Origin of the sequence: Streptomyces sp. NPDC048751 (assembly GCF_043198595.1) — a bacterium.
Classification (GTDB): Bacteria; Actinomycetota; Actinomycetes; order Streptomycetales; family Streptomycetaceae; genus Streptomyces.
Genome location: NZ_JBICUX010000001.1, coordinates 1,174,625 through 1,192,557 on the forward strand (window position 1 = coordinate 1,174,625; position 17,933 = coordinate 1,192,557).

General features: G+C 73.6%; 15 protein-coding genes. 6 read left to right on the forward strand and 9 right to left on the reverse strand.

The window, feature by feature from the left end:
* Positions 1-66: 66 nt before the first annotated feature.
* From ACGFNV_RS05325 to ACGFNV_RS05340, 4 genes are all read right to left on the reverse strand, one after another.
* Positions 67-1,113 carry a CU044_5270 family protein gene (locus ACGFNV_RS05325; protein ID WP_393619497.1) on the reverse strand — a complete coding sequence of 349 codons (1,047 nt, stop codon included), beginning with the start codon at positions 1,111-1,113 and terminating at the stop codon, positions 67-69.
* Positions 1,110-1,664, reverse strand: a complete 555-nt coding sequence (locus ACGFNV_RS05330) for an RNA polymerase sigma factor (protein ID WP_393619498.1) — start codon at positions 1,662-1,664, stop codon at positions 1,110-1,112. Before ACGFNV_RS05330 ends, ACGFNV_RS05325 begins: the two co-directional genes overlap by 4 nt.
* A 206-nt stretch (positions 1,665-1,870) precedes the next feature.
* Complete coding sequence (locus tag ACGFNV_RS05335) at positions 1,871-2,461, reverse strand: PAS domain S-box protein (RefSeq protein ID WP_393620038.1); 591 nt, start codon at positions 2,459-2,461, stop codon at positions 1,871-1,873.
* A gap of 96 nt (positions 2,462-2,557) precedes the next feature.
* Positions 2,558-3,154, reverse strand: a complete 597-nt coding sequence (locus ACGFNV_RS05340; protein ID WP_393619499.1) for an HD domain-containing protein — start codon at positions 3,152-3,154, stop codon at positions 2,558-2,560.
* A 187-nt stretch (positions 3,155-3,341) separates the two neighbouring features.
* On the opposite strand from ACGFNV_RS05340, the gene ACGFNV_RS05345 reads away from it, so the two are divergent.
* From ACGFNV_RS05345 to ACGFNV_RS05355, 3 genes are all read left to right on the forward strand, one after another.
* Positions 3,342-6,542: a bifunctional cytochrome P450/NADPH--P450 reductase gene (locus ACGFNV_RS05345; protein ID WP_393619501.1), complete on the forward strand. Its 3,201-nt coding sequence runs from the start codon at positions 3,342-3,344 to the stop codon at positions 6,540-6,542.
* 38 nt (positions 6,543-6,580) lie between these two features.
* Positions 6,581-7,546, forward strand: a complete 966-nt coding sequence (locus tag ACGFNV_RS05350; RefSeq protein ID WP_393619503.1) for a phosphotransferase family protein — start codon at positions 6,581-6,583, stop codon at positions 7,544-7,546.
* A 244-nt stretch (positions 7,547-7,790) separates the two neighbouring features.
* The gene (locus ACGFNV_RS05355; protein WP_393619505.1) at positions 7,791-8,045 is read left to right on the forward strand and encodes a hypothetical protein; all 255 of its coding nucleotides are present in this window, start codon (positions 7,791-7,793) and stop codon (positions 8,043-8,045) included.
* Between the two features lie 69 nt (positions 8,046-8,114).
* Here the strand turns inward: ACGFNV_RS05355 and ACGFNV_RS05360 are convergent, their stop codons facing one another.
* From ACGFNV_RS05360 to ACGFNV_RS05380, 5 genes are all read right to left on the reverse strand, one after another.
* Positions 8,115-9,143, reverse strand: a complete 1,029-nt coding sequence (locus ACGFNV_RS05360) for an SDR family oxidoreductase (RefSeq protein WP_393619506.1) — start codon at positions 9,141-9,143, stop codon at positions 8,115-8,117.
* Positions 9,144-9,478: 335 nt separating this feature from the next.
* Positions 9,479-10,450: an SDR family NAD(P)-dependent oxidoreductase gene (locus ACGFNV_RS05365; RefSeq protein ID WP_393619508.1), complete on the reverse strand. Its 972-nt coding sequence runs from the start codon at positions 10,448-10,450 to the stop codon at positions 9,479-9,481.
* Positions 10,451-10,751: 301 nt separating this feature from the next.
* Positions 10,752-11,942: an aromatic acid exporter family protein gene (locus ACGFNV_RS05370; RefSeq protein WP_393619509.1), complete on the reverse strand. Its 1,191-nt coding sequence runs from the start codon at positions 11,940-11,942 to the stop codon at positions 10,752-10,754.
* Positions 11,943-11,972: 30 nt separating this feature from the next.
* Positions 11,973-12,638 (reverse strand): HAD family hydrolase, encoded by a 666-nt coding sequence (locus ACGFNV_RS05375; protein WP_393619511.1) that lies wholly within the window; start codon positions 12,636-12,638, stop codon positions 11,973-11,975.
* Positions 12,639-12,684: 46 nt separating this feature from the next.
* Positions 12,685-13,722, reverse strand: a complete 1,038-nt coding sequence (locus tag ACGFNV_RS05380) for a PHP domain-containing protein (protein WP_393619513.1) — start codon at positions 13,720-13,722, stop codon at positions 12,685-12,687.
* A gap of 152 nt (positions 13,723-13,874) precedes the next feature.
* On the opposite strand from ACGFNV_RS05380, the gene ACGFNV_RS05385 reads away from it, so the two are divergent.
* The 3 genes from ACGFNV_RS05385 to ACGFNV_RS05395 all read left to right on the forward strand — a co-directional run bounded on the left by ACGFNV_RS05385 (position 13,875) and on the right by ACGFNV_RS05395 (position 17,927).
* Complete coding sequence (locus ACGFNV_RS05385) at positions 13,875-14,690, forward strand: SDR family oxidoreductase (protein WP_393619515.1); 816 nt, start codon at positions 13,875-13,877, stop codon at positions 14,688-14,690.
* 61 nt (positions 14,691-14,751) lie between these two features.
* Positions 14,752-14,988: a hypothetical protein gene (locus tag ACGFNV_RS05390; RefSeq protein WP_133925205.1), complete on the forward strand. Its 237-nt coding sequence runs from the start codon at positions 14,752-14,754 to the stop codon at positions 14,986-14,988.
* Between the two features lie 83 nt (positions 14,989-15,071).
* Positions 15,072-17,927 carry a BTAD domain-containing putative transcriptional regulator gene (locus tag ACGFNV_RS05395; protein ID WP_393619516.1) on the forward strand — a complete coding sequence of 952 codons (2,856 nt, stop codon included), beginning with the start codon at positions 15,072-15,074 and terminating at the stop codon, positions 17,925-17,927.
* Positions 17,928-17,933 lie beyond the last annotated feature (6 nt).

Consider the following 17,933-nt stretch of genomic DNA (forward strand, 5'->3'; position numbering starts at 1 on the left):
AGGGGTACTAGGTTTCGGTCCAGGGTAGACAGCCGCACCGAGGGCGAGCGAATGGATTTCCGGGACTCAGCCGATGCGGTCGGCCGGGCTCGCTGTGAGCACGGTGATGCGGCCCTCTCCCGCGGGCGTGCCGCTCGACTCCAGAATCCAGCCGGTCTTCGGGTCGATGATGCTGCGGGCCGGCTGCCAGGAGACGGTCGGCTCCCCTCCGTCGGCCGAATGCCAGACCCACTTCGACGCGATCGTGATCGCGGTGCCCGAGCGGCCCCTGCTGTCCTTGACGCCGGTGGCCAGTTTCACTCCCGGGATCTCCGCGACGACCCGGAAGAGGGCGGACCGCAACGCGGGACTCGCGGGCGATTCGTCCAGCAGGTTCACGATCTGGAAGAACCGCAGCTCCGCGTCCTTCGGGAAGCGGGCGGTCAGGGCGTCCGGATCAGTAGGCAGCTCGTCGAGATCCGGCCAGGTCAGACGCCGGTCGCCCACGCGCCAGCGGGCATGGTTCTCCCACTTGTACGCCTTGCCGTTCTTGTCCACCCGCCAGGTGCGTCCCTCTCGGTCGGCCCACCAGGTCTCCTCCCGCGGGACGCCCGCCTTCACCGTCACGGCGGTGACCCGCCAGTACTTCCCCTGCATTCCCTGGGCGTCCTCGGAGACCTCCGCCATCTCGTTCAGGAACCGCGAGGCCGCCGAGACCGTCGACGTCGGCTTCCCGCCCAGGTCGAGCACCGGATAGGCGACCGCACCGGCGGCGATCGTCGCCACCGCGGCCATGGCGATCAGTACCCGGCGGCGGCGCGAGCCACGCCCGCGCCGCTCGCCGGTCCACGAAGGCTCACCGGCGAGCTGCCGAGCGCCCCCGATGGTGACCAGCGTGTCCTCCGGGGGCGCGAGGGCCGCGTTCGGACGGCCCCGCCGTGCCACGGTCCCCGGTACGACGACGTCGTGCGCCGGGGCGTGCGTCTGCTCGGCCTCACGATCCGCCAGCAGAGCCAGTACCTCGCGTACGGCGGTGATCCTTTCCGCCGAGGGAGGGGCCACCGCTCCGGCCGCCACCAGCTCGTCGGCACCCGGGAAGTCAAGAAGGTCGTCACGTTCGGTGATGTCGGTCATGCCGGGCCTCCGGTCCGATCGAGGGGAGCGCCCGCGCGCATGCGGTTGCGGGCACGGTGCAGACGGGTGCGGGCCGTCGCGGCGGGGATGCCGACCACGGCCGCCGCCTCACTCGGCGTCAGCTGCTCCCAGGCGACCAGCAGCAGCAACTCCCGTTCGTCCGGCGGTAACCGAGTGAGGAGCGCGCGCAGTTTGGGCGCCACGGCAGCCGCGACGAGCCGGTCGTCCACCGCCTCCCAGGGGTCGTCGTCGCCGCTTCCGCGCATGACGTCGGGCCGCGTCGCGGCGATCCGCCGCCAGTGTGCGGAGAGCACGTTCCTGGCCACGCCGAACAGCCAGGCCCGTACGGATCCGCGGTCCGGGTCGAAACCGCGGCGTGTCGCGTACGCCTGGAGCCACAGCTCGGCGAGCAGGTCGTCGGCGGCTCCGGGGGCGCGGCGCGCGAAGTAGCCGTGCAGGGCCCGCGAGTGGCGTTCGACCAGTGGTTCGAAGGCGTCCGGGTCGCGTGCCGCACGGCCCAGCAGCTCTTTGTCGTCCAGGCCCGTGGCCATGGGACCTCCGTCTCCGGACCGCCGGTCGGCGGTCTCACCCCGTACTTGGCGCAAACCGACGACAGCGTTCGCGAGCCGTGGCCGAGCATCCCCGGCCCGCCCGGCCGAGGGCTTGGGGTCCTGACGTCACCCCGAGGCGGGGACGCCGCCCGCACCGGACCGTACGAGATCCAGGACCGATGCGTTCGCGGATCCTGCAGGGCTGGCTACTGGGCCGGGGCGGGCAACGGCGGCCACACGCCTGTCGCCAGCACGCCCAGTGCGTAGGCGCGCGCGACCAGTTCGGTGCGGTTCGCGGCGCCCCAGCGGGCGGACAGGCGCCGCAGGTGGTACGTCACGCCGTCCGCGGTGAGGCCGGTCTCGCGGGCGGCGCGGGCCGTCGTCGCGCCCCCGGCGAGCAGCGCGAGGATGGTCGCCTCGACCGGTGTGACCCGCACCGCCGGCTCCTCGGGGCGGGGCTCGCGGTCACCCTGGACACGCAGCATGACCAGCAGGGTGGGTGTCTCCTCCACGGTGTCGCTCACCGGGTCCGCCGTCAGCTCCCCGTACCGCTCCCGGCCGTCGGACGCCCGCCAGACCACCGACACCTGGTAGCGCGACCGGTGCCGCAGCCGGAGCGCCTCCGCGATCCGCTCCACCTGCGTCGCCTCCTGCGGGCGGAACAGTTCCAGCACCTCCCGCCCGCGCAGCCGCCCCGGAGTCGTCCCGCACTCCGCGGCCATCGCCGGATTGGCGAGCAGGACCGCGCCGTACACGTCGCACACCGCGACCGGCACCGCGACCCGGTCGAACAGCATCAGCGCGCGATTGCGCCAGACCACGGCCTGCGACCGTCCCGCTTCCACCGGCACCTCCCGCCGCCCATCATCACCGATGCACGGGATGGGCGTTCATCACCCATGCACGGGATGGGCGTTCTGGTAGGCCAGCCTGCCGTCGGCCCCCTCGCCGACCTCGGTCAGGAACTCGTCCAGCGCCATGAACTCCTCCCAGACGGGCCGGCCCCCGGCACGGGAGAGCTCCGCGACCACCAGGTCCTCCAGAGCGGTGACGCGCCTGTTCTTCCAGGCCTTGTCGGCGAGGCTGACCAGCAGGTCGTCCACGCCGGTGCCCGGGGCGTCCCAGGAGGCGTGGCCCGCGGCGAAGCGGGCCAGTTCCGGCGACACGCCGTGCGCCAGCAGGAGGTCCCGGCCCGCCTCCTCGTGCGCCGCGCCGGGGCCGGAGAGCTCCGCCGGGTGCAGGGTCTTGCCCACGTCGTGCGTGGCGGCGCCGAAGAGCACCGCCTCCCGGTCCACGACCAGCGCGGGACAGCGCCGCTCCACCCAGTCGAGGAGCTGCGCGGCTACGTCGTGGACGGCCCGCAGGTGAGCCACGAGGCGCGGGGGAGGGGCCAGCCGGACCAGCAGCTCGGCGGCCTCCCCGGGAAGCGGCCGCAGCGGTGGGTCCTCGATGTCGTCCAGAGCGATCGACAGCACGTTCGCGGTGGTCATCGCGCCAGGGTAGACCGGCGCGTCTCGCGCGGGTCGGACCGGTGCCTTGCGCATCGAAGCGGAGTGCGCAAGTCCCCTTGCCCGTTCTTGACTGCACGATCGTGTAGTGCCGGGGCACGGGGTGCCCCACCGCGTCAACCAGGCTTGATCGCAGTACTTCCGTACCGCGAAAGGCAGTTGTCGCGCCATGCCCCCCACCGCAGTGCACCCGCGGACCACCGACACCTTCTCGGGCGTTCCGGTCGTGGACATCTCCGCCACCGGCCCCGGCCACACGCCGATCCAGCAGATCATGGACCTGATGCGCGAGCACGGCCCGGTGCTCGTGCGGCGGCTGCACGGGCGGGACGTCCTGTTCGTGGCCGACCTCGACCTGGTGAGCGAACTCGCCGACGAGCGGCGGTTCGCCAAGCACGTCGGGCCGGCCCTGGAGAACGTCCGCGCGTTCACCGCCGACGGCCTGTTCACCGCGTACAACGACGAGCCCAACTGGGCCAAGGCGCACGACATCCTCATGCCGGCCTTCGCGCTCGGCTCGATGCGCACCTACCACCCCGTGATGCTGAAGGTGGCCCGCCGGCTCATCGACTCCTGGGACCGCGCCGCCGGCGCCGGACAGCCGGTGAACGTCCCCGACGACATGACCCGGATGACCCTCGACACCATCGGACTCGCCGGGTTCGACTACGACTTCGGCTCCTTCGAGCGCGACGAACCCCACCCCTTCGTCGAGTCGATGGTCCGCTGCCTGGAGTGGGCCATGACCCGCCTCGCCCGCGTCCCCGGCCAGGACCACTCGGCGGCCGACGCGGCCTTCCGCGCGGACTCCGACTACCTGGCCGGGGTCGTCGACGACGTCATCGCCGCCCGGGCCGGCACCGACCAGAGCGGCGCCGAGGACCTCCTCGGCCTGATGCTCAGCGCCGCGCACCCGGACGACGGCACCACGCTGGACGCCGCCAACATCCGCAACCAGGTCATCACCTTCCTGATCGCCGGCCACGAGACGACCTCCGGCGCGATGTCCTTCGCGCTGTACTACCTCGCCAAGCACCCCACCGCGCTCCGGCTCGTCCAGCGCGAGGTCGACGCGATGTGGGGCGACACCGACCCCGAGCCGACCTACGACGAGGTCGGGCGGCTCACCTACACCCGGCAGGTCCTCAACGAGGCGCTGCGGCTGTGGCCGACGGCCGCCGCCTTCAGCCGCCACGCCGTCGAGGACACCCTCCTCGGCGGGCGGATCCCGCTGAAGGCCGGGCAGGCCGTCACCGTGCTCGCGCCGATGCTGCACCGGCAGCCGGTGTGGGGTGACAACCCCGAGCTGTTCGACCCCTCCCGCTTCACGCCCGAGGCGGAGGCGGCCCGCTCCGCACACGCCTTCAAGCCCTTCGGCACCGGTGAACGCGCCTGCATCGGGCGGCAGTTCGCGCTGCACGAGGCGACCATGCTGCTCGCGATGCTCGTCCACCGCTACCGGCCCGGCGACCACGCCGACTACCGGCTCACCGTCAAGGAGACCCTCACCCTCAAGCCCGAGGGCTTCACCCTGACCCTCACCCCGCGCACCGCGGCGGACCGCGCCCACACACCGCTCCCGGGAGCCGTCCAGGCCCCGGCCGGCGAGACGGTCGACACGGTCGCGCTGCCCGCCCGTGTCCGCCCCGGCACCGGCGCCCTCTTCCTGTACGGCAGCAACTACGGCACCTGCCGCGAGTTCGCCGCCCAACTCGCCGACGAGGCCGCGGAGATCGGGTGCGAGACCCAGGTCGCCGCCCTGGACGACTTCGCCGCCGGCCTGCCCACCGACCGCCCGGTGTTCATCACCGCCGCCTCCTACAACGGCCGCCCCACCGACGACGCCACCGCCTTCGCGGCCTGGCTGGAGGACACCACGGCACCGCACCGGACTTTCACAACACCCCCTGACCTGTCCGGGGTGACGTACGCCGTCCTCGGCGTCGGCGACCGCAACTGGGCCGCCACCTACCAGCACGTCCCGACCCGCCTCGACGAACGCCTCACCGAACTCGGCGCCACCCGCCTCACCGACCGCACCGCCGCCGACGCCTCCGGCGACCTGACCGGCGCGGTCCGCGCGTTCACGGCACGGATGCGCACCGCCCTCCTCGAGCAGTACGGCGACCCGGACGCCACCGCACCGGGTGACGAGCCCACGGCCGCCTACGAGGTCCGCACGCTCACCGGCGGCCCGCTCGACGTCCTCGCTGACCGGCACGGGCTGGTCCCGATGACGGTCACCGAGGCCCACGACCTCACCGCCCCCGGGTACCCGCGCCGCAAGCGCTTCGTCCGCGTCGCCCTGCCCGAGGGCACCACCTACCGCACCGCCGACCACCTCACCGTCCTGCCCGTCAACACCCCGGCCCTCGTCGACCGCGCCGCGACCGCCCTCGGCGTCGACCTCGACACCGTCCTGGACATCCGGCCCACCCGCCCGCGCCGCGACGGCCTCGCCCTGGACCGGCCCTTGACGGTACGTCAGCTGCTGACCCACCACGTCGAGTTGCAGGAGCGTCCGACCGCGGCCCAGCTCGCCGTGCTGTCCTCCGCCAACCCCTGCCCGCCCGAGCGCATGGCCCTCGCCGCCCTCACCGACGACCCGCGCACCCTCGTCGAGGTGATCGAGGACTTCCCGGCCCTGCGCGGCGCCCTGGACTGGCCGCAGCTGCTCGACCTGCTCACCCCGCTGCGCCCCCGCCACTACTCCATCTCCTCCTCGCCCGCGGTCGACCCCGGCCACGCGGACCTGATGGTGTCCCTGCTGGAAGCCCCTTCCCGCTCGGGCAAGGGCCTCTACCGGGGCACCGGCTCGGGTCACCTCGTCGACATCGAGCCCGGCGCCACCGTCTACGCCCGCGTGCAGCCCTGCCGGGAGGCCTTCCGGATCGACGCCGGAACACCGGTGGTCATGGTGGCCGCCGGTACCGGCCTCGCCCCGTTCCGCGGTGCCGTCGCCGACCGTACGGCGGCCCTCGCGACGGGCACCGAACTCGCCCCCGCGCTGTGCTACTTCGGCTGCGACGCCCCCGACGCCGACTTCCTGCACGCCGAGGAGCTGCGCGCCGCCGAGGCCGCCGGGGCCGTGTCCCTGCGCCCGGCCTTCAGCGCCGCCCCGGAGGGGGAGGTGACCTTCGTGCAGCACCGGATAGCCGCCGAGGCCGACGAGGTCTGGGAGCTGCTGGCCGCCGGTGCCCGCGTGTACGTCTGCGGCGACGGTTCTCGGATGGCGCCCGGCGTGCGGGAGGCGTTCCGTACGCTGTACCGGGACCGCACGCCGGACGCCGGCGCGGCGGACGCCGAGCAGTGGCTCGACGGGCTCATCGCGGCCGGGCGTTACGTCGAGGACGTGTACGCGGCGGGCTGAGCGAGCAGCGGGCTGACCGACAGAAGGGTGGGCGTACGGTGGCGGACTCCTGGGAGCGGGCCCGGCGGATGCTCGCGGAAGCGGGCCTCGAGCCCGACCGCCTCGCCCACCTGGCACCGCTCGGCGGCGGAACGTACAACGCCGTCGACGAGCTCCGCCTCACCGACGGCAGCCGCTACGTGCTGAAGACCGCGCCGACCGCGACCGGCCTGCGGCACGAGAACCGACTGCTGGTCTCCGAGGCGGAGTTCTACCGCGGGGCCGCCCACGCGGACGTCCCGGCGCCGCAGGTGCTGGCCCTCGACGGACAGCACCTGCTGATGACGCCGATCCCGGGCGCCCCCTGGGACGGCTCGCTCACGGAAGCCGAACAGACCAGCCTGCGCGGCGAGTTGGGACGACAGGTGGCCCGGCTGCACACCGTGACCGGGCCCGCCTTCGGTTACCCCTCCGGCGCCCTGGGGCCGCTCGCCCCCGACTGGCGGACCGCGTTCACGACGATGTTCGACGCCGTCCTCGACGACGCCCGCCACTACGGCGCCCCGCTGCCCCTCCCGGCCGACGAGGTGGCCCGTACCGCCGAGGCCGCCCACGACGCCCTCGACGAGGTCACCGTCCCCCGCCTCGTCCACTTCGACCTGTGGCGGGGCAACATCCTGGTCGACCGCACGGCCGGCGAGGCCCGCATCGGTGGCCTCATCGACGGGGAGCGCATGTTCTGGGGCGACCCACTGGCCGACTTCGTCTCCCTGGCCCTGCTCGGCGACATCACGAAGGACGAGGCGTTCCTCGCGGGCTACCGGGAGGCAGGCGGCCACGCCGAGTTCGACCGGCCCGCACGGTTGCGGCTCGCCCTCTACCGCGCGTACCTCTACCTCATCATGATCACCGAGACGATCCCGAGGGCGACCGGCGAGGACCACGCCGCCTGGGTGCAGGAGGCGGTCGCGCCCGAACTCGTCGCGGCGCTGACGGAGATCGAGAACGCCTCGCGCGTTCCCTAAGGGCTGTCCCGTAATCCCTGGTGGATCAGCGTGCGGCGTCAGATGCGGTGCATCGCAAGGCGGAGGGACGTCCGCATACTGGATGTATGCGGACGTCCCGACAACGCGGCGAGGTGCCGTAGCTGTCGTCGCACGCCCGCCAGGGATTACGGGACAGCCCTTAGGCGCAGGTTTCGCAGGTCGCGGCGGAGGTACTCGCCTGTCTTTCGACGACGGCAACCCGGATGACGGGAAGGAGTACGCCATGACCGAGCATCGCGTCGAAGGAGCGGGTCAGAGCGACGGGCCCGTACCGCGGGACCTGCCGGACCAGCAGGCACGCGACGGGGAGGACCCCTGGGAGGGTGACACCGCCCGCGCGGAGGCCGACGCCGAGGAGCGGGACGGCTCCGCCGAGGACGTGCCCGACACGGACGAGGCGGGCACGGGCCGACAGGGCACCCCGCAGGGGGCCACCGTCCACCCCGAGCATCCCGTACCGGACGAACCGTCGGCGTGAGGCCGTGAGGCGCCACGAAGAGGGGGCGGGCGGTCTTCCGTCCGCCCCCTGCTCTCACCTTCTCGGCTCTCAGCCCACCTTGCGGCCCGCCATCGGCGCCGTCTCCGCCCCCTCGCCCCGCTGGAGCCCCAGCAGGAACTCCTCCAGGACCTCCGTCGCCGTGTGCTGCGGGTGCCAGCCGAGTTCGACACGCGCGCGCGTGGCGTCCATCAGCGGCAGCCGGAGCACCGCGTCGAAGAGGTGCGGGGAGGCCGGCATCATGTGCAGACCCCACGCGGCGGCGATCGCCGAGCGGGCCGCCGTACGCGGAACGCGGACCGGACGGGCGCCGAACATCTCGCCCAGCAGCGTCGCGTCGACCGGCGGATCGGCCGCCAGGTTGAAGGCGCCGCGAACCTCGGAGGTCACGGCGAGCCGGTACGCCTCGGCCGCGTCGTCGGTGTGCAGGGCCTGCACCCGCAGCCCCGGGATGTCGGGCAGGAAGCGCAGCATCTCCGGCCTCGCCAGCGGCCCCGGCAGGAAGCGGCCGCCGAAGATGCGGCGCTGCTCGCTCGCCGACTCCCGCTTGAAGAGGAACGCCGGTCGCATCCGCACCACCCGGGTCGTGGGGTGGTCGCGCTCGAACGTGTCCAGCGCCCGCTCCAGATACGCCTTCTCACGGCAGTAGGCGGCGTCCGGCCAGCCGTGCGTCGGCCAGGACTCGTCCACGGCGTGGTCCTTCGGCCCGGGCGAGTACGCGCCCACGGAGGACGCGTGCACCAGCGTGGGAACCTGCGCCGACGCCACCGCCTCGAACACCCGGATGCTGCCCAGGACATTGGTGCGCCAGGTCCGCGCGGGGTCGTGCGTCGGCTGGAACGCCCACGCCAGATGGATCACGGCGTCGGCTCCCTCGAAGTGCGCGGCCGGGTCGGCCTGCTCGGAGGACAGGTCGACCGCGGCCCACTCCGTCCTGGGCGGCGTCCACTCCGGGATCCGCCGGGCCAGGCCCAGCACGGACCCGACCCCCAGGTCCTCCGAGAGCAGGCGCACCACACTGGTGCCGACGTTGCCGGTGGCGCCCGTGACGACGATCCTCATGCCCGTTTCGCTGCTCACCTTCGGCTCCTCTCGGCAGCTCCGCTGGGGGAACGGACCGAGTACCCAAAGCCACAGGCGAACCACCACGCTTCGCCGGACGGGGCGAGGTTCTGGGACCCCGGCAGCGGCACCGGGGCCCGTCCACAGCACACCTAGTGCCGTGACCGGAAAGGTTCACCGGCTCGCGGCGCCCGGCACGGCTCCCCCACGCTCGGCTTCGCTCGCGCGGGAGGGGCCCCCACCGCCGCGTTGTCGCATCGCCCGAGTACATCCAGTACACGGGCGATGCTCCGCCTTGCGATGCACCGCACCGGACGCCGCGAGCTTCCCGGCAAACCTTTCCGGTCACGGCACTAGCCGGCGAAGGCGTCGACCCCCGTACGCTGTGCCGACAGCTCCCACAGGCGTGCCGCCTGGTCCGGGTCGGTCGCCCACGGCTTGACGCCGGTGGTCTCGGCGTCCGACAGGGCGGGCTCGGCGATGTCGCAGTCCTCCAGGTAGACGCCGCCCAGATCGGCCAGCTGGGGCGAGGTCGCGGCCCACACCTGGGTGGCGGCGCCCTGCTGGGGGCTCTTGAAGCCCCCGGGGTTGAGTACGTTGCCCGCCTCGTCGATCCAGCCGCGCTCGATCATCTCCTCCTTGGGGATGTGCCGCTGGAGTGGTGTGATGATGCCGCCGGGGTGGAGGGAGAAGGTCCGTACGCCACGGTCCTGGGCGAGTCGGTCCAGGTGGACGGCGAACAGCACGTTCGCCGTCTTGGCCTGTCCGTACGCCTGCCACTTGTCGTAGCCCTCCCCCCAGTCGACGTCGTCCCAGCGCATCCCGGAGAAGTGGTGGGCGCGGGAGGAGACGGAGACCACGCGGGCGCCGCCGGGCTCGATCGCCGGCCACAGGCGGTTCACCAGGGCGAAGTGGCCGAGGTGGTTCGTCGCGAACTGCGCCTCCCAGCCGGGCCCGACCCGGGTCTCGGGGCACGCCATGATCCCGGCGTTGTTGATCACGATGTCGAGGGTGCGGCCGGAGGCGAGGAACCGGTCGGCGAAGGCGCGCACGCTGTCGAGGTCGCCGAGGTCGAGCTCGTCCACCTCGACACCGGTGAGGCCCTCCAGGGCCTGCGCGGCGGCGGCCGTGCGGCGGGCGGGGACGACGACCCGGGCACCGGCCCGGACCAGCGCGCGGGTGGTCTCCAGGCCGAGCCCGGAGTAGCCGCCCGTGACGAGGGCGAGCCGCCCGGTGAGGTCGATGCCGTCGAGGACGTCGTCGGCGGTGCTGTCGGCGCCGAAGCCCGAACCGATCTTGTGCTGTGCCGTGGTGCGGTAGGTCATGACCGGCACGCTACGAATTGGAGTGCGCTCGAAGTCAAGGGCCCGCCGCCCGGGCCGGGCACAACCCGGGCGGAAAGAGCGAGCCCCGACCGGACGGGGGATTCCGGTCGGGGCGGTCAGAGGTGGGTACGGATGGCGGTCGCCTCTCGGCGAAAGGCTCCACAGGGCTTCAGCCGAACGATCGTCCCTGTGGGCAAAAGGTGAGGCCCGGGGACACTGTCCCATCCGTACCCACGCGTGGTTCAACGGCGAACCACTGGTGCGTGTTCCCCGCCCACCGCCCGTCGTGCCGTGATGCGCGTCACCCCCCGTCCCGCTCCGGCACGTTCTCCTTCGGCGCCACCTCCGACCAGATGTTCTCCGCCTCCAGCAACAGCGTGCCCAGGACCGCCGTAGGGGCCGCGCCCCCCTCCCGCGCATGGTGACTCAGACTGCGCTGCAGACGGCCGTGCAGCTCCCGCAGCTCTTCCAGCGCCGCACGCGACCCGTCCTCGGCGGACGCGTGGCAGGCGTCCCCGATCAGCTCCAGCAGCCGGGCGTACTCCCGCAGCGCCTGACCCTCCGGCGGGGCGGGGGAGCGGTCGTCGTCGACGGACACCGCGAGGGTGCGCGTCAGGACCGTCACATGGGCGGCGACGCGGCACCAGCGTTCGTCCTCCGTCTCCGGCGGCACATCCAGCGGACCACGGTGCAGTGCGCGCAGCGGGCGGGCCGTCAGGCGCAGACTCTCCCGGCTCCAGGAGCGCGCCGAGCGCAGCCCCTCACAGCGGCGTTCGAGCCGGGCGGCCGCCCGCGACCACTCGGCGGCCGTCGACGCGTCCCATTCGCCCTCCAGCAGCCCGGCCGCGATCGAATGCAGCACGTCGCCCGCCCCCCGGGCCAGCGCCTCCAGGTTCTCCCGCACGTCCCTGAGGTGAACCGGCGGCAGAATCAGTGCGTTGACCGCGACACCGACGACCGCGCCGAGCGCCGCCAGCCCCACCCGGTGCGACACCGCCGACACCGTGACCGCCGTGCCCGAGGCGACGGTGAACAGGGCAGTGGTCGCCGCGTAGACGCCTTGGTCCCCGAACCGGGACCAGTTCGCCAGCAGCATCAGGGGCGGCAGGCACAGTGCGAGCGCGCCCGTCGTGTCGTCGGCAATCACCTGCGCCAGCGAGGCGAGCAGCGCCCCCACGCAGATCGCGGTGAACTGCTGCGCCGCCTGCCGCAGCGAGCTGTACACCGTGGCCTGCACCAGCACCAATGCCACCCAGGGCGCCATCATGGCCAGGGGGTCGCTCAGCAGGACTCCCCCCAGGAACCAGGCGAGCAGCGCGGCCCCAGCCGCCTTGAGCGACTGCACGACCAAGTCCCGCTCCCGGCCGGGGCCGCTCCAGGCCGCCCGGACCGACCGGGCGACACCGCTCGCCCCCCGCCGTACGAAATCCATCGGCCCTGAACCGCTCAGCGGCCGCTCCCACAGCCGTACCTCATCACTCACACGCGTCATGACCTGCGGATATTCCCCGATTCCGGCGGGTCATGCCAGAGGACTGTCCGCGAGGGAGGCCAGCAGGTGCGCCGGGTCGTCGTAGACCGCCTCCGCGCCGGCCTCCTCCAGATCGGCGCGCGGGATGCCGCCGCACAGGACGCCGACGCAGCGCACCCCGGCCCGGCGGCCCGCCCGCATGTCCCACACGGTGTCGCCGACGAACACCGCGTGCTCGGCGGGCACCCCGGCCAGCTCCAGAGCGTGCTCGACGGGCTCCGGCGCGGGCTTGCCCCGCTCGACGTCGTCGGCGCTCGCCGTCGCAGTGATGGCCTCGTCGGCGTCGATCGCGCGCCGCAGCGCGGACAGCTCCGCCCCGCTCGCCGAGGTGGCCAGCACCACCGCCCAGCCGTCCTTGTGCAGGCGCCGCAGCAGCTGCCCGGCGTCCCGCAGCGCGGGCAGCCGGTCGAAGTACTGGCCGTAGAGGGCCTTGTGGGCGGCGCTGAGCTCCGCGTCCCGCTCCTCGTCGCGGTCGTCGCCCAGCAGGTGCGCGATGAGATCCGTCGAGCCGAGCCCCACGGCCCGGTGGACGGCGTGCATCGGCACCCGGTGGCCCGCCTGCCTGAAGGCCTCCCACCAGGTGGTCACATGGAGGTGATTGGTGTCGACGAGGGTCCCGTCGACATCGAACACGGCCGCCCGCCGCTTGCTCGGCATGGTCGAAAACGCCCCTTCCTGCTCTCGTGTCGAGACGGGTACCACGTCAGCGCCCTCCCACTCCGGCCGGCGTACGCCCCTCCCGCGTCCACGCCAGCAGCTCGTCGGCCGACCAGGTGGTGACCACCCGCTCGGCCGGCACCCCGCACTCCTCGGCCCGCGCACACCCGTGCACCTGCCAGTCCAGCTGGCCCGGCGCGTGCGCGTCGGTGTCGACCGAGAACAGCGCGCCCGCCTCCACGGCCCGGCGCAGCAGCCGCTTCGGCGGGTCGAGGCGCTCCGGGCGGCTGTTGATCTCCACGGCGGTGCCCGACTCGGCGCACGCGGCGAACACCTCGTCCGCGTCGAAGTCCGACTCGGGCCGTCCCCGCCCGCTGACCAGCCGCCCCGTGCAGTGCCCGAGGACGTCGGCGTGCGGGTTGCGCACGGCGGCCACCATGCGGCGGGTCATCGCCCGCGCGTCCATACGCAGCTTGGAGTGGACCGACACCACCACGACGTCGAGCCGTTCGAGCAGCTCCGGGTCCTGGTCGAGGGAGCCGTCGTCGAGGATGTCGCACTCGATGCCGGTCAGCAGCCGAAACGGCGCCCAGGTCGCGTTGAGCCGCTCCACCACGTCCAGCTGCTCCCGCAGCCGCTCCGCCGACAGGCCGCGGGCCACGGTCAGCCGCGGGGAGTGGTCGGTCAGCACCGCCCACTCGTGTCCGAGCGCGGCCGCCGCCCGGCCCATCTCCTCGATCGGGCTGCCGCCGTCCGACCAGTCGGAGTGCACATGGCAGTCCCCGCGCAGCAGCGCCCGCAGCTCCTCGCCGCCCTGCGCGAGCGGGCCCCCGGCCTCGCCCTCCAGCTTCTCCAGATAGGCGGGGACCCGCCCCTCAAGCGCCTCGCGCGCCACCTGCGCGGTCTTCGGGCCGACGCCCTTGAGCGCCTCCAACGTGCCTGCCCGCGCCCGTTCCTCCAGCTCGCCCTCGGGCAGCCGCGACAGGACGCGGGCCGCGGTGCGGAAGGCCTGGACGCGGTAGGTCGGTGCCAGGGACCGCTCCAGCAGAAAGGCGATCCGGTCCAGGGCCCGGACGGGATCCATCGCCACCTCCGACTCCGATCTCAGCGGTCGCTCCTCTGGCTCCAGAGTTCCCCAGCCCCACCCGGCACGCACGGCGAGCGCGCGGTTTGTCCCCCACGTACCCGGGTACTGCGAGCGTCGTCCCCCTTCCGTGTCTCCGTGAGGTGCACGCCATGTCTTCGGTGTCCGTCCCCGTCGCACGCACCAAGGTGGCCCTGGTCACCGGAGCCGACTCCGGCATCGGCCGCGCCACCGCCGTCCGACTGGCCCGGGCGGGGATGGACGTGGGCATCACCTGGCACACCGACCTCAAGGGCGCCGAGGAGACCGCCGACGAGGTCCGCGCCCACGGGCAGCGGGCCGTCGTGGCCCAGATGGACCTCACCCGGCTGCCCGTCGCCGCCGGCACCGTCGACGAGCTGTGCGACCGCCTCGGCCGCATCGACGTCCTCGTCAACAACGCCGGTACGGGCACCATGACGCCCTTCGTCGACCTGGAGCTCGACACCGTGCGCGAGGTCCTGGACGTGGACCTCGTCGGCCCCTTCCTGTGCGGGCAGAAGGCGGCGCGGCACATGATCCAGCAGGGCGACGGCGGCCGGATCGTCAACGTCACCTCCGTCCACGAGCACCAGCCGCGCGTCGGCGCCGCCCCGTACTGCGCGGCCAAGGGCGGACTCGGCCTGCTCACCCAGGTCATGGCCCTGGAGCTCGCCGAGTACGGCATCACCGTCAACGCGGTGGCGCCCGGTGAGATCGCCACGCCCATGACCGGGCAGGAGGACGCCGACGTGGAGTCGAAACCCCGCCCCGGCGTGCCGCTCGGCCGCCCCGGTGACGCCCGCGAGGTCGCCGCCGTGATCGCCTTCCTGGCCGGCCCCGACGCCTCGTACGTCACCGGCGCCTCCTGGTCCGTCGACGGCGGCATGCTGCGCATGGGCCCCCAGGCGGGCTCGCATCTGGAGCGGGACGACTGGCGGCGCCCCTGAGGGAGGTCCGCGGAACGCCCCGTACGCGCCACTCGCGCGGTTTGCGCTCTACGCTCTATTCATGACCGAAAGCGCGAGCCCGCACATGACCAACCCGCGGATCCTGGTGCTCGGGGTGCAGCCGGGCACGCCGCCGTTCCGCATCGTCGAGATCGACGGCCAGGTCGTCGGTTTCGCCAGGGCCGTCACCGACGTGCTGGAGGCGGCCGCCGCCTTCGGTATCACCGTCCACGACCTGGACGATCCCGACGTGGTCCGGTGGGTGGGCGGCGACAAGTTCACCTGGACCCGCCACTGACCCGAGCGGCGCTTTTGTAACCCAGGGTCACATTCCGCATGACGTAGGGTGCGTGCCGGGGCGGAAGACCAGAGGGGGGACGAGTGGCGCCGGAGTCGGTGCGGTTCGCGGTCCTCGGACCGGTTCGGGTCTGGCGGGCGGGAACGGAGCTGGAGCCGGGACGACCGCAGGAACGGGCGCTGCTGGCGCTGCTGTTGGTCCGGGCGGGGCAACCGGTCGCGGTGAGCGAGATCGTCGACGTGCTGTGGGGCCGGCGTCCCCCGGACAGCGCCGTCAACGTGGTCCGTCGGCATGTCGGGTCGCTGCGCCGTCTCCTGGAGCCCGGCCTGCCCACCCGGGCGACGGGCCGCTGGCTCCTGCGGGGCGCGGGCGGGTACCGGCTGCTGACCGACGCCGACTCCCTGGACCTGCTGCGTTTCCGTTCGCTGCGGGCCGAGGCGCAGCGGGCGGTTCTGGACGGGGCGCCCGCACGGGCCGTGGAACTCCTCACCGACGCGCTGTCGTTGTGGCAGGGACCGGTCGCCTCCGGGATCCCCGCCGAGGCGCGCGGCCACGCCGCGTTCGGCTCACTCGACGACGAGCGTCTCGCGACCGTCAAGGAGACCGCCGATGCAGCGCTGAGCGCGGGCATCCCCTACGTGGCCCTGCCCCGGCTCCGAGCGGCCGCCGCCGACAGCCCGTTGGACGAACCGCTGCTGGCCAGGCTGATCCTCACCCTGGCGGCCACCGGCCGGCGCTCCGAGGCGCTCCACACCTACGACACCGTGGCGGCCCGGCTCGCCGACGAGTTGGGCATCGACCCGGGACCGGAGCTGCGCGACGCCCACCGGACCGTGCGCGGCGACACGGGGTCCACAGGGTCCGGTGGCTCGACCGGGTCCGTCGGCGGGCGAGGGGCCTCGCTTCCCGTTCCCACGCAACTCCCGCACGACCTGCCGACGTTCACCGGCCGACGGGCCGAACTGGACGAGGTGCTCGGGCTGCTGCCGAGCGCGGCCCGGCCGGTCGGGACGGTGGTGATCAGCGCCATCGGCGGCATGGCCGGGATCGGCAAGACCACCCTCGCCGTGCACTGGGCCCACCGGGTCGCCGACCGGTTCCCCGACGGGCAGCTCTACGTCAACCTGCGCGGCTTCGACCCGTCCGGCGCGGTCATGAGCCCCGACGAAGCGGTCCGGGGCTTCCTGGACACCCTGGGGGTGCCGCCGGAACGCGTCCCGCACGGCCCGGACGCGCGGGCCGCCCTGTACCGCAGCCTGCTGGCCGGGCGCCGGTTCCTCGTCCTGCTGGACAACGCGCGGGACGCCGACCATGTACGGCCGCTGCTGCACGGCACGCCGGGCAGCCTCACGATCGTCACCAGCCGCAACCAGCTTCCCGGTCTGGTGGCGGCCCACGGGGCCCATTCCCTCACGCTGCGTCAGCTCGACACCGACGAGGCCCGCGAACTCCTCGTCCGCCGCCTGGGCGCCGAGCGGGTCGCCGCCGAGCCGGACGCGGTCGCGGAGATCGCCGCGCTGTGCGCCGGACTGCCCCTGGCCCTGGCCTGCGTCGCCGCCCGCGCGGCCACCCACCCGCACTTCGGGCTGTCGGCCATCGCGGCAGAGCTGCGCGAAGCCCACGGCAGCCTCGACGCGTTCACCAGGGCCGACACGTCCGCCGACGTCGGCGCCGTCTTCTCCTGGACCTCCCGCGCCCTCTCACCCGCCGCCGCCCGCCTCTTCCGGCTGCTCGGGCTGCACCCGGGTCCCGACGTCACCGCGCCGGCCGCGGCCGCCCTCGCCGGGCTCGACGTACGCCGGACGCGACTGCTGCTGACGGAGCTCTCCAGCCTGCACCTCGTCAACGAGCACGTCCCGGGCCGGTACGCCTTCCACGACCTGCTCCGCGCCCACGCGGCCGAGCTGGCGCGAACCCGGCACGGTGACGCCGAACGCGGGCAGGCCGTCACCCGGTTGTTCGAGCACTACCTGCACACGGCGCACGCCGCCGTTCTGCTGACCGCGCCCTACGCGGACGGGATGCCGCTCCCGCCCGTCCCCGCCGGAGTCCTCCCCGAGCCGCTCGCCGACGACGAACGGGCGCTGGCCTGGCTCAGGGCCGAGTACGCGGTGCTGCTCGCCGTCATCGACGCGGCCGCCGCATCGGGACGCGACAGCCTCGCCTGCCTGCTGGTCTCCTCCCTGGAGCGGTTCCTCGACCGGCAGGGGCACTGGCACGACTGGGCGGCCGTGCAGCGGACCGCGCTCGACGCGGCCCTGCGGCTGTCCGACCCGGTCATGGAGGCCCACGGTCTTCGCGGGCTGGCCCGCGCGGAGGGCCGCCTGGGCCTGCGCGACGCGGCCGCCACCCACCTCGAACGGGCCCTGGAGGCCTTCACCGCGCTGGGGGACGACGTCGGGCGCGCCACCGTGCACCGCAGCCTCGCCTGGGAGTCCGAGCAGCGCGGTGACTTCCACAGCTCCCTCCGGCACGACCAGGTGGCCCTGGACCTGCTGAGAGACCGCGGAGGAAAAGCCGCGCAGGCGTCCGCCCTCAACGCGGTCGGCTGGTCGTACGCCACGCTCGGGGACTACCGGCAGGCCCTCGTCCACTGTTCCGAGGCCCTCACCATGCTGCAGGAACTCGGCGACCTCGTCGGACAGGCGGCCACCTGGGACAGCATCGCCTACGTCCACCACCACCTCGGCGACCACGCGCGGGCCCTCGACGGCTACCGCCACGCACTCGCCCTGTACCAGGACGTGGGCGTGCCGGCCGAGGAGGCCGGATCCCTCATCCGCATCGGCGACACCCACCGGGCTCTGGGTGACGACGATGCCGCCCGCGCCGCATGGCGCAGCGCCCTCGCCCTCCTCACCGACCTCGCCCACCCCGACGCCGAGCGGGTCCGCACCCGGCTCCGGGAGCTCGGCGCGGACCCGCTCGGCGTCGGATGAGCGCGG

What these genes read in the sequence shown, in the direction of transcription:
- ACGFNV_RS05325 (WP_393619497.1), bottom strand. Translation starts at nt 1,113, where the DNA reads ATGACCGACATCACCGAACGTGACGACCTTCTTGACTTCCCGGGTGCC.
- ACGFNV_RS05330 (WP_393619498.1), bottom strand. Translation starts at nt 1,664, where the DNA reads ATGGCCACGGGCCTGGACGACAAAGAGCTGCTGGGCCGTGCGGCACGC.
- ACGFNV_RS05335 (WP_393620038.1), bottom strand. Translation starts at nt 2,461, where the DNA reads ATGCTGTTCGACCGGGTCGCGGTGCCGGTCGCGGTGTGCGACGTGTAC.
- ACGFNV_RS05340 (WP_393619499.1), bottom strand. Translation starts at nt 3,154, where the DNA reads ATGACCACCGCGAACGTGCTGTCGATCGCTCTGGACGACATCGAGGAC.
- ACGFNV_RS05345 (WP_393619501.1), top strand. Translation starts at nt 3,342, where the DNA reads ATGCCCCCCACCGCAGTGCACCCGCGGACCACCGACACCTTCTCGGGC.
- ACGFNV_RS05355 (WP_393619505.1), top strand. Translation starts at nt 7,791, where the DNA reads ATGACCGAGCATCGCGTCGAAGGAGCGGGTCAGAGCGACGGGCCCGTA.
- ACGFNV_RS05365 (WP_393619508.1), bottom strand. Translation starts at nt 10,450, where the DNA reads ATGACCTACCGCACCACGGCACAGCACAAGATCGGTTCGGGCTTCGGC.
- ACGFNV_RS05370 (WP_393619509.1), bottom strand. Translation starts at nt 11,942, where the DNA reads ATGACGCGTGTGAGTGATGAGGTACGGCTGTGGGAGCGGCCGCTGAGC.
- ACGFNV_RS05375 (WP_393619511.1), bottom strand. Translation starts at nt 12,638, where the DNA reads ATGCCGAGCAAGCGGCGGGCGGCCGTGTTCGATGTCGACGGGACCCTC.
- ACGFNV_RS05380 (WP_393619513.1), bottom strand. Translation starts at nt 13,722, where the DNA reads ATGGATCCCGTCCGGGCCCTGGACCGGATCGCCTTTCTGCTGGAGCGG.
- ACGFNV_RS05385 (WP_393619515.1), top strand. Translation starts at nt 13,875, where the DNA reads ATGTCTTCGGTGTCCGTCCCCGTCGCACGCACCAAGGTGGCCCTGGTC.
- ACGFNV_RS05390 (WP_133925205.1), top strand. Translation starts at nt 14,752, where the DNA reads ATGACCGAAAGCGCGAGCCCGCACATGACCAACCCGCGGATCCTGGTG.